Source organism: Thalassolituus sp. UBA3500 (assembly GCF_002377545.1).
GTDB lineage: Bacteria > Pseudomonadota > Gammaproteobacteria > Pseudomonadales > Oceanobacteraceae > Thalassolituus.
On the sequence record NZ_DFQB01000057.1, the window covers coordinates 1 to 10,783 of the forward strand.

General features: G+C 49.1%; 9 protein-coding genes. 6 read left to right on the top strand and 3 right to left on the bottom strand.

Features of this window, described 5'->3' with window-relative positions:
• The 3 genes from B2R29_RS13670 to B2R29_RS13680 form a co-directional block, all read right to left on the bottom strand.
• Window positions 1-2,031: beta strand repeat-containing protein (locus tag B2R29_RS13670; RefSeq protein ID WP_301181577.1), on the bottom strand; the 2,031-nt coding region annotated here is incomplete at its 3' end.
• A gap of 92 nt (window positions 2,032-2,123) precedes the next feature.
• A complete protein-coding gene (locus B2R29_RS13675) occupies window positions 2,124-4,184 on the bottom strand; it encodes a ShlB/FhaC/HecB family hemolysin secretion/activation protein (RefSeq protein ID WP_301181578.1) in 2,061 nt (686 codons plus the stop codon).
• A gap of 399 nt (window positions 4,185-4,583) precedes the next feature.
• Entirely contained in the window at window positions 4,584-5,456 is an 873-nt protein-coding gene (locus B2R29_RS13680) for a Stp1/IreP family PP2C-type Ser/Thr phosphatase (RefSeq protein ID WP_301181579.1), read from the bottom strand.
• 233 nt (window positions 5,457-5,689) lie between these two features.
• Here B2R29_RS13680 and B2R29_RS13685 point away from each other — a divergent pair, with 233 nt between their 5' ends.
• The 6 genes from B2R29_RS13685 (at window position 5,690) to B2R29_RS13710 (ending at window position 10,764) form a co-directional block, all read left to right on the top strand.
• Window positions 5,690-6,394, top strand: a complete 705-nt coding sequence (locus B2R29_RS13685) for a transposase (RefSeq protein WP_301181580.1) — start codon at window positions 5,690-5,692, stop codon at window positions 6,392-6,394.
• A gap of 346 nt (window positions 6,395-6,740) precedes the next feature.
• Window positions 6,741-7,229, top strand: coding sequence for an Hcp family type VI secretion system effector (locus B2R29_RS13690; protein ID WP_301181581.1), 489 nt, complete (start codon window positions 6,741-6,743; stop codon window positions 7,227-7,229).
• 129 nt (window positions 7,230-7,358) lie between these two features.
• Entirely contained in the window at window positions 7,359-9,269 is a 1,911-nt protein-coding gene (locus tag B2R29_RS13695) for a type VI secretion system Vgr family protein (RefSeq protein WP_301181582.1), read from the top strand.
• An 11-nt stretch (window positions 9,270-9,280) separates the two neighbouring features.
• Window positions 9,281-9,865 (top strand): DUF6931 family protein, encoded by a 585-nt coding sequence (locus tag B2R29_RS13700; protein WP_068436241.1) that lies wholly within the window; start codon window positions 9,281-9,283, stop codon window positions 9,863-9,865.
• 2 nt (window positions 9,866-9,867) lie between these two features.
• Complete coding sequence (locus tag B2R29_RS13705) at window positions 9,868-10,161, top strand: PAAR domain-containing protein (protein WP_301181583.1); 294 nt, start codon at window positions 9,868-9,870, stop codon at window positions 10,159-10,161.
• 189 nt (window positions 10,162-10,350) lie between these two features.
• Window positions 10,351-10,764: a carboxypeptidase-like regulatory domain-containing protein gene (locus tag B2R29_RS13710; RefSeq protein WP_301181584.1), complete on the top strand. Its 414-nt coding sequence runs from the start codon at window positions 10,351-10,353 to the stop codon at window positions 10,762-10,764.
• Window positions 10,765-10,783 lie beyond the last annotated feature (19 nt).

Genomic DNA, 10,783 nt, shown 5'->3' on the forward strand with positions numbered 1-10,783 from the left:
GCTCGCCAGATCGAGATTTTCTACAGAGGTAAATGCGATCTGTTGGGTCGTCAGGGCGTTATCAATAGCGACAGTTCCCGTGGCATCGGTCTCACTGACCAGAGTCGCGCCAATAGTGTTGACCTGATCACTACCGTCGCCGGCATCCACGGAAGCGACATTAGTGAAACTCATACCCGCTGTCGTCAGAGCTTTTGAACCCGTGACTTCGAATGCATCAGCATTAGCAGTACCGGTCAGTGTCCCATCGCTAAGATCCGCAGATTCAATATCCGTAAAACTAATGCTATTTGTAACCAAAGCTTCATTAGTATTGGCGACCAACGCAGCGGCATTAGTATTAACCTGATCATCACCGTTACCGGCATCGACAGAGGCAACATTACTGAAATCGATATCAGCAGAAGTCAGAGCCTTAGCCCCTGTCACCTCGAAGGTATCGGCACCAGAAGTACCTGTCAGGGCGCTATCAGTGAGGTCAGCACTATCAATAGAGGTGAACTGATAAATGGCTGTGTCCAGCGCGTTGTCAGTGCCAGTAAGTGCTGAGCTGGCATCGTTAACAGTGACTGTGTCGTCGCCGTTACCGGCATCAATGGCTGTGGCTGCATTGGTCACAGAGATTGCGTTAGCCGTCAGAGCAGTACCTGTGACTTCGAAACTGTCCGTGCCTACAGAACCTGAGAGAACATTGTTGTTCAGCTCCGCCGAACTAACACCTGAAAATGATATTCCGTTCGTTTGAAGTGAGTTATCTAACCCTAATCCTAAATCAGCTATGAGGTTTGCATTAGTATCTGTCGAGATATTTCCATTTTCTAGTTGAGCAGATGAAACTGATTTTATTAACAATCCCGGCTCAGAAGAGGTCTCGCTTACTCTTGATATATCACCATTCGCTCTGAGTATATTTGTATCGATTGCTGAGGTAGTAATATCGTTAAATTCTGCAGACAAGCTTACTGAGGGCGCAGTTATAGAGTAGTCTGCGCCAGATTCAATTGTTACTTTGCTTAAGTTTGAAAGAGATAGTGAATTGGTAGCGCTGATATTAACATCGTGACTGGCTGTCTGCCCTAATTCACCGAGGGTAATTTTATTGGAATCAATGTTAATGGAGGCAGCCTGGACTGTGCCCTCGATATTAAGTGCACTATTTATTGCTGTACCAGCGGCACTGGCCGATAGGAAGATAGTACCACCAGTTGCGGTAAGATCCCCGAGGCTTTTCAATGCATTAGCAGTCGCCACGTCACCGTCGACAGAGAAACCAATAATATTGTTTTCATCGAAAGTGATCGCACCTCCGGTGCCCGCCCCCATACCAATATAGTTAGCAACAGCAATATCCGCTCCGTTCAGAACTGAGCCACCAACCAGGACAACCCCCTGATCAATGCCGCTTAAATTTGCGCCATCTTGAATCGTAATGACGCCCGATCCCGAGCCCAGGTCCAGATCATCTATTGTGCCGTCTAAAAAATCAGTAAGATCGCCACCACCAGAAAAACCAGCAACAGCCAGACTGTTAACATCAATCACGGATGTTCCAGTAAGCGTAACGCCATTCGGGTTTACAAGAATGATATTTCCGTCAGCTTTGAGAAGACCACTAATTTCACTAAACGCACCAGAGTTAATCTGATTGATCAAGATGTTATTTGACCCACCCTGCTTAAACTCTACTCCGTAATTTTGAGAGATATCAAAGCTATCCCACTCTACCAAAGCACGACTAGGAGAACCTGTAATTGTATACTCAGCTGCACCATCAAGGTTTGTCACTCCATCAAGTGTACTACCAGTATTTGAGATAGTACTTTCCTGACCAGCAGCCAGCTCAGGCAGATTCGCCGCCCACGCAACCGGCGCTACCACCTGCCCTGCAATTAAAGTGACATACACCCCACCTTTCAGGCCATCACGTACCCCGGCAAGGGTCGTACTCAAGGCTGATATAGCAACGCTCAGGGCATTTTTTCTGAAACTGTTTGATACGGTTTCAATGCGTTTTTTCGTGTAGTGGGTCATTGTCACTGCTCTCATTGCAAGGAGGGCTTAACCCTCCGGTAGCTTATCCATGTGTACCGGCTGTCTGGTCACCGGCGCTGCGCTTTTGTGCGTCAGAAATAAAAGTTGATGTCAGCGAATACTTCGATAGCATCAGGATTGTTATTCAGTGGTTCGGTACTGGAGTCACCCTCCTGCGGGTCGAGGCTCGACTTACCATATACAGGGGTAGCAACAGACACTTTGCTGCTGAAGGTCGAACCCCAGCTTGCTTTAAATACAAGACCAGCAGCACTCATCTGCGCCCACTCGTCTTCTGCCAATGTACCGCTATCCGTTATGAAACCGCCGTTCTGAATGCCGTATGCAAGATCAAATAAAATACCGGCCTGGAATACATCGTTCAGGGTATTTCTACCGAATAGATTCCACTCAGGGAGGTCGAAGTACCACTCGTTACTAATAAATGCGGATTTATCAGCAGAGAAGTCGCCGACCTGAAAACCGCGAACGCCCGTTGAGCCCCCCATACTGAACTGCTCAAACGAAGGGAGCGACTGGTCAGTATGCTGAAGGCGAACGCTGGTCAGTAAGCGGCTGTATTTCTCGGTAAATGGCAGAGGAATGAAGAATAGCGAGCTGGTATCAATCGCCGTGCGCACATAATTTTCATCAGCACCTTCAACAACGTCGGTCTGGAAGCTACCGTACTGAACGCGGAGATTCGCTGTGTTGAGCATACGAATACCCGATTGGCTCAGGCCATCGATGTAGAAGTTCCACTCACCCGCCACTACGTGATCTTTCGTCGACAGAAAATCGATATAGCTCTCTACCGTTGATGTTTTATCGGTAACTGCCAGCCCCGTCGACATATTAAAGTCACGGGTACGGCGAATCTGATAGTCGTAACGAAGCGCGTAGGTAGTATTTACACCGCTAATTTCCAGGGCATTAATAATGCCACCGTCTTCATCAACAAGATCAAAGGTGTTGCGATCGGCACTGATCGTCACCCGGTTGCGCAGGTTAAATACAGGCAACGAGTAACTGATCTGACCGAGGTTGCTGTGCGCCTCCCGCGTACCAATTTCATCTGCAAGACCGTCACCCGAATCATTCTGGCCGATATCTTCAGAACGTAGCAGGCCGATGCTCAGGTTGTCACCAATGCCCGCCGGGTTGTGCCATTGCATGTTGCCGTATGCGCGCGCTTTACCTGTAAACCGAGCACCGTGATTATCAAAGCGCACGAGATAAGAGAAGTCATCTTCCTCACGAACCACCAAGCGAAGCCGTGTTTCACCTGGGTTATTACCAGCGCTGAACGCACCCGTTAATGTCATACCCGGCAGGTCGTTAAGAATGTACAGGGCTTCTTCAACTTGCTGACTCGTGACAATACCGCCAACGATGTGCTCGAGTGGCGACTCGAGCAGCTCTTCGCTGTAGCGCTCGTTGCCAAGAGCTTCAAGCTGACCTAAACGCCCTTCCATGACAGTGAAGGTAACAACACCATTCTCAACTTCCTGTGCTGGCAAGAGCACACGCGCCAGAAACAGCCCACGCTTGCGGTAATAAATCGTCAGCAGGTTCGCAATTTCTTCGAGGTCGGCGAAGCTAAGGCCGCGGCTTCGTTTCTGGTCACGAATCAGTTCGATCAGCGCTTGCATGTCTTCGTGCGTCAGATCATCAACATCTGAATCGCTGCCAATATCACGCAGATAGGCTGTAATTTCGCGAAGCTCATCGGGCGTGTAACCAGCATCACCGCGCTGATCTTCTTTCATATAAACAATACGCAGACGCTCAGCCTCGGCAAGCACACCTTCTCGTGTAATACCGAACTCAGGAAATTCTTCGAGGCGCTCGAAAGCGAATTTATTCACGAGAATGCGAGGGCCAGCATCACGATCATTAATATCTGGGATATCGCCATCCGTGCTTGGCATCAGATCTTTCTGACGAGCGCGCTGGCGAAAATCTTCATCTGCGTCAGGCTGATCATCAGGCGCATTAATACCAAATACATCACGTAAAGAAGATGCCTGCTGGGCTGAAATACCAGGGACCTGAGGATCCGCTGCCTGAACAACGCCAGCGGCAAAAAGTGACAGTAACGACAACGTAACACCCCGGCGCACGGACGCACCCAGGCTGGAATGAATCAACATATCCCTGTTCCTTAAACGTGCAGGCACGGCTGCACGCATCTGTGTTTTAACAAGAAGCAGTAGAGCCGGGAAACGGCCCACGTAACGATCTCTATGAGGAAAATTCTGAGACATCCTTGCCCTACTGAAATTGCAATCCGTTTAGCGCCTGCCCAGAGCAGAGCCGCATAAATCGGGCCTTATCAACGCTATTTTGACGCCAGACCCAGTAAAAATCGGCGGCATTATAGCAACATGATCAGTGCTTGAATACCGGCCTGTTAAAACACATAAAAGAGTAAACCTATTTCTGAACGGGAGTTTACCCAAAGAAATCCACAGGGCAAAGAGGCGCCCCGCACAGAAAGTCAGGCGGGGCTGAAATGGGTATCTATATTACTGAGAAACCACTCAACAAGGTTACTCCCCTGGACGCGGCTGATTCCTGCGAACAGTAGTATCTTCACCCTGCCCGCTCGGTACTGAGATAACCGGCGCTGCAGATTGATGGGGTCCGACGGTAACTTCCAGCATGCCGACACTGATGTTATCCCGACCGCCACTGTGGTTCGCATCGTCAATTAAGCGGTAGCAACACTCGAGTGCCGGACGGTGCGTGGCAAGAATATGTTGCAATTCGGCATTGTCAAAATACTCGGTCAGACCATCAGAGCAGAGCATAAGCAATGCGCTCTCGGTTAAACGGTAGGTCTTAAGCTCAGGTTCGACGTCGTCATGAACCCCGAGCGCACGGGTAATGTGATTGCGCACATCACTCGTCCTGGCCTCTTCCTCGGTAAGCGTACCCGCATCAATCATTTCCTGAACCACACTGTGGTCGCGGGTCAACTGCGTCAGCCCCTTCAGACTCCAGTGGTATGCACGGGAATCACCGACATGAGCCACCGTAAGCTGGTCTTGCCAGACCACGGCGAGAACAACCGTCGTCCCCATATGAGAGAAGTCAGGATTTTCTGCTTTTGCTTCGATGATCGAGAGATTGGCTTTATGAATCCCACTGCGAACTGCGGACTGAATCATCAGTTTCTGTTGTTCGGGCGTACAGGCGAGAAATGTGGGCGTGATTAGCTGACTGAAACAGAGACTGAGCGTCTGGATAGTAATCCGACTGGCAAGCGCCCCACCGCTATAACCACCCATGCCATCTGCAACGACGACATACGCGAACGGCTGATCAGGATGAGCAAACCAGGTAATTGCATCCTCATTTTCCTCCCTGATCTGGCCGATATCCGTGCGACCATTTACTGCAAGAGAGACGCTTCTGCTCATTCCATTTTCCATATCTCAAGTGAACAGAGCACTCGCCCTCCGGGCAGGCTGCGGATACAGCGGCTCTGTGTGGACTGCTGCGATTAAAACAAAAAAAGCGGGGCGGTGACAGATTTTTTCCTGAATCGTCTCTGGTTGATTTTGCAACACCTGTTCAGCATAATTGGCCTCACTTCAGCGTGGCAGCGTCTGAAACTTCAGGGAATCACCGTCAGCAGGGATACATACTCGACATGGCAAGACTGCCGCGTATTAACATCGCCAACATTCCACAGCACATCATTCAGGTCGGGCACAACAACCTGAACTGCTTCTTCGACGACGAAGATTACGAGTTCTATCTGGCGTCCCTGCAAAAAGCGGCTGAGCAATACGATGTTGACCTCCATGCCTACGTATTAATGCCCAATGCGATTCAGATGGTTGCTACGCCGAACATTGCAAACGGCATTTCATCCATGATGCAGTCGCTTGGTCGTCGCTATGTGCAGTACGTCAATCACCGCTACCAGCGCTCAGGCACTCTATGGGGTGGTCGCTATAAGTCCAGCGTCATTGATTCCGAGGCCTATCTGCTTACCTGCTATCGCTACGTTGAACTGAAGCCCATGCATGAAGGGATTGTCGAGAGCCCTGAGCTTTATGAGTGGTCGAGTTTCAATCACCACACTGGTCGTAAAAAAAGTAAGATCCTGCAAGACCACCGTCTATATCTGGCGCTCGGCGACTCCTACGAAGAACGTGCGAATGAATACAGCAAGCTATTCCGCTATGAATTCGACCGCGGACTACTGACCTACATTGCTGAAACCATCAAACTTGGCCAGGTACTCGGCGGAGATCAATTCACCGAGAAAATTGAAAAAATTGCCAACCACCGGGTACGTCCACTTAAGCGCGGCCGCCCAAAGAAAAAGTCAAAACCGACCACTGTTTAAATCGGCGCACGCACCTAATGGCGCAATATTACGAGTCATCGTGATTTTCTCGATTTCAGCAAAAAATTTCTTTTAATAAATCGTGTCAGAGTCAAAGTCCCCACTGACACCTATCCTTCCCCATTTACTTAAAGACCCTGTCTGTCGGGCCTGCCTACACCGAAAGTGCGCCTGTTAAATTCGTGCCAGAGTCGAATAAATAATCGAAAAACAGGGGTTTTCGTCTCGAATCTAATCTGTTTAACTTGGCCTCACTTGCCATATGGCCGTGGTTTAAGCGCTTTAAATCAGCCCGCACAGCCAAGGCTTGAAGGAAATCTTTAACTACATACAGAGGAATTGTTAAATGGCTATCTACATGAATTTCAACGGCAACAACCCATCAGGTAACGTAACCGCAGCTGGTTACGAAAACTGGATTGAAGTTGATAGCATGAGCTTCGGCGTTGGCCGCTCAATCACTATGCAAGCGGGTGCAATGTCTAACCGTGAAGCATCTCGTCCAAGCATCAGCGAAGTGACTGTAACTAAGCCACTGGACGCTGCTTCAGGTGGTCTGTTCAAGTCATCTGTTACTGGTGATGCTGGTGTTAAGGTAGAAATCCACGTTGTTCAGACTGGTGCAGAGAAAGTAGAGAAGTACGCTGTCTACACTCTGGATGAAGTCATCATCTCTTCTTACAGCATCAGCGCTGCAGCTGGCGGTGCTCCAGCTGAGTCTATCTCTCTGAGCTTCGCAAAAATCGAAGCTGACCTGACTCACGCAGACAAGACCAACAAGAATACTAAGAACATGAAGGTTGGTTACGACCTGACTACTGCAAAACCACTGTAATAGGGTATCCTACCCCATTACACCTCAGAGCAGCCTGCAACAGGCTGCTCTGTTCTAAAGGATTCTAACGCAAGTGGAAGCGTAGCCCCCTCATTACGCTACCCATCACAAACGCAGTGGTGATATAGCATGACGGCACTCAGTCAGAACAACCGCCTTATTCAGATAACGACTCCGCTAGGTAAAGACGCAATGATTGTGTCGGAGCTGACGGGCGACGAATACATTTCAGATCTTTTCCATTTTCATCTCGATTTATACTCTGACAACCACGAGATTGCTCAGAAAGATCTTCTGGGTAAAGACGTCACTATCAGCCTGCAATCAGAAAAGACTAAGGAATCTCGCTTTATTCACGGCTACATCAACCACCTGGCCATGCTTGATGTTAATGATGAAGGCTTACGTCGCTACCGCGCAGAAGTAGTGCCGGGACTTTGGTTTACCACACTCGGTGCAAAAAACCGGATTTTCCAGAAAAAAACCGCCGACAAGATTATTGAAGAAGTCCTGAAAGAATACAGTAAGGTTGTCTCATTCAAGCTGAACACCAAAGGTAAATTTGCCGAACGTGAATACTGTGTTCAGTTTGAAGAAACGGACTTTGCCTTCGTTTCACGTCTACTCGCAGAAGAGGGAATCAGCTACTACTTCACGCACAAAGACGGCGAACACGAACTGATTTTTGTGGACGATGCTCAAGACTTCGTCGACTCAGGCGCGGCCAAGGCCGAATATGACGGTGGCGGAGTCCAGCCGGATATTCCCTCAGTGCACAGCTGGCAGCGTACGTTCAATTACCACACGAACGCTTTCGAATTTCGTGATTACTCTGAAAACACGACGAGTAAAGATCACAAACAAACAGTTAAAACCAAGTCAGATCTGAACAAAATTGCTGGTTTAACAACCCAGGGCTATGGCGCCTTCCATCTGCAGCCCGAAGGCGATAGCGAGCATACACTGGTGGATGCTCAGAGTAAGTCCTTTGCTGAGAATAGCATGGAAGCCGTAGAAGCCGGATTCGATGTTGCTCAAGGCACCAGTAATATTATTGCCTTATATGCCGGTGCGCGCTTCGAGCTTGATCACCCTATTTCCAGCGAGACCGGTAAATACCTGATTACGCATCTAAGCATCATTGCTCGCGACGGCAATGGTGAATCAACCCAGAATTCAAATCGCTTCAGCTGTGTACCGTCAGACACCCTGGTCAGACCACGACACGATGCCTATCGACGCCAGGTTCACGCGCCACAGGTTGCCACCGTAACCGAGGTAAAGGCGACCGGCAGCGACAGTTCCAAAGATACCTTTACTCAGGTCAAAGTCACCTTTCCCTGGAACAGCGAGCAGAACTCATGCTGGGTCAGAGTAGTGCAACAGTTTGCTGGCAAAGGCTGGGGGGCTAACTTTGTCCCGCGTATCGACCAGGAAGTGGTGATCAGCTACATCAATGGTGACCCTGATCGTCCGCTGGTCACAGGTGCCGTATATAATGGAACCAACGCTGGTCCGAACTACACATCGACCCAAAGTGGCTGGAAGACCATGATCAAAGACAGCGAGTTTAACGAGCTACGCTTTGACGATAAAAAGGGCAGCGAAGAAATCTATATGGAAGCCGGCAAGGATCACAACTGGATCATTCATAATGACCAGACCGGCACCGTCGAAAACGACCAGACTGTTACCGTTAAGAACGACCAGAAACTGACCGTCGAACAGAATCGCACAGCAACCGTCAGCAAAGGCAACGATTCACTGACCGTATCGAAAGGTAATCAGACAACCAAAGTAGACTCAGGCAATCACAGCCTGAAAGTCAGCAAAGGAACGTCCACTATCGACGCCATGGGCGCGATTAAAATTACCTCCAAGACCTCAATCGAACTGAAAGTCGGCGCTAACAGCATCAAAATCGACCAGACCGGCGTTCAGATTAAAGGCACCATGCTCAAGGCCAAGGCCAGCGCCATCGGCGAAGTATCAGCTGGCGGCATACTCACGGTGAAGGGTGCCCTGACCAAAATTAACTAAGTGGTAACAGCATGACTCAGCTGATAAAAATACAGGCGCTGACCGCCGACGAACTGCTCAAAGAATTTGAATTAACTGAGCCAGAGGCCGCTGATGTCGTAATTCCTGATACAGCCCCGCAGATTAGTATTGAGCGTTTAATGGAAGCAGGTTACTACCAGGATGCCATCAAGCTACTGGCCCACGGCCTGCCTAAGCGAGAAGCTGTCTGGTGGGCCTGTCTGGCAGCGAGAAAAGCCCAAAAGCCAGATACCGACGAACACAACATTAATGCCCTGTTGGCGACCGAAACCTGGGCTCGCAAACCCACCGAGGACCATCGCCAGCGCTGCAAAGAACTCGGTGAAAAAACACAGTACAAAACTGCAGCCAGCTGGGCGGCCACCGCAGCAAGTTGGTGTACCGGAAGCATGACGCCACCAGGCGAACCCGAAGTGCCACCACCAGCCTACCTATACGCCCATGCCGTGGCGGGTAGTATCACACTCGCCTCAGCCACGATTGACCCAGAAAAAATAGAAGACAACTACAAGCTGTTCCTCGCCCAAGGGATCGACCTGGCTCGCGGCGGAAACGGCATGATTGAAGGAGCCTGATCATGGCAAAACCAGCCTCACGCATCACTGATATGCACGTCTGCCCGATGTCATCTGGCCCGGTACCGCACGTTGGTGGCCCTATTGTCTCTCCCGGCGCGCCGACGGTGCTCATCGGTAACATGCCAGCCGCGACTCTGGGCAGCATGTGTGTCTGCGTTGGGCCTCCCGATTCTATTGTTATGGGCAGTACAACCGTCCTGATGAGCAATAAACCTGCAGCACGGATGGGGGACTCAACAGCTCACGGCGGCAAGATTGTTTTGGGGTGTCCGACCGTATTGGTGGGTGGATAATAGTGGAAATATCATTCCGAAAAAGTTCTATGTTAGCTAACGGAGCAGAAAAACTGCGGTTTAGCGCAACGGCTATAATATTCTGTCGACATGAACATTGACGAACATATAAGAAGAATATTAAAAGTGATATCAAAAATATTTTCTTTTTTATTACTAACGTTATTAATAATTAACAAGGGACATTCCATGTCGATTTCAGATATTGGTAGAGTTTGTACATTTTCTTCGATCAAAGCCAAGGTCACTTTAAATGGTCAGCCTGCTATTGGCGCTAAAGTTACACGACTGACTGACTGGAAAAAGCCACTGGAAGACACAACAGTAACAGACCAAAACGGATATTTTGAATTTCCAGCTCTGTATGAAAGATCAATCGGTCAAAAAGTACTTCCGATACAATTTGCGGTTAGCCAAGTAGTAACTATTGACTATCAAGGAAATAGCTATGAAATATGGGTAACCACAAAAATGAGCACAGAAGAAAACTCCGAACTGGATGGAATTTCACTGGATCTCACATGTGAACTTTCAAATGAAATGAAAACTTATAGAGTTTCAGGGCCAATTTTAGGCACTATCTGCACTTGGAATAAATCTTAGTATCAAGTTTGAAGTGCGA

Coding starts and splice junctions, on each gene's coding strand:
- B2R29_RS13675 (WP_301181578.1), bottom strand. CDS start 4,184: ATGTTGATTCATTCCAGCCTGGGTGCGTCCGTGCGCCGGGGTGTTACG.
- B2R29_RS13680 (WP_301181579.1), bottom strand. CDS start 5,456: ATGAGCAGAAGCGTCTCTCTTGCAGTAAATGGTCGCACGGATATCGGC.
- B2R29_RS13685 (WP_301181580.1), top strand. CDS start 5,690: ATGGCAAGACTGCCGCGTATTAACATCGCCAACATTCCACAGCACATC.
- B2R29_RS13690 (WP_301181581.1), top strand. CDS start 6,741: ATGGCTATCTACATGAATTTCAACGGCAACAACCCATCAGGTAACGTA.
- B2R29_RS13695 (WP_301181582.1), top strand. CDS start 7,359: ATGACGGCACTCAGTCAGAACAACCGCCTTATTCAGATAACGACTCCG.
- B2R29_RS13700 (WP_068436241.1), top strand. CDS start 9,281: ATGACTCAGCTGATAAAAATACAGGCGCTGACCGCCGACGAACTGCTC.
- B2R29_RS13705 (WP_301181583.1), top strand. CDS start 9,868: ATGGCAAAACCAGCCTCACGCATCACTGATATGCACGTCTGCCCGATG.
- B2R29_RS13710 (WP_301181584.1), top strand. CDS start 10,351: ATGTCGATTTCAGATATTGGTAGAGTTTGTACATTTTCTTCGATCAAA.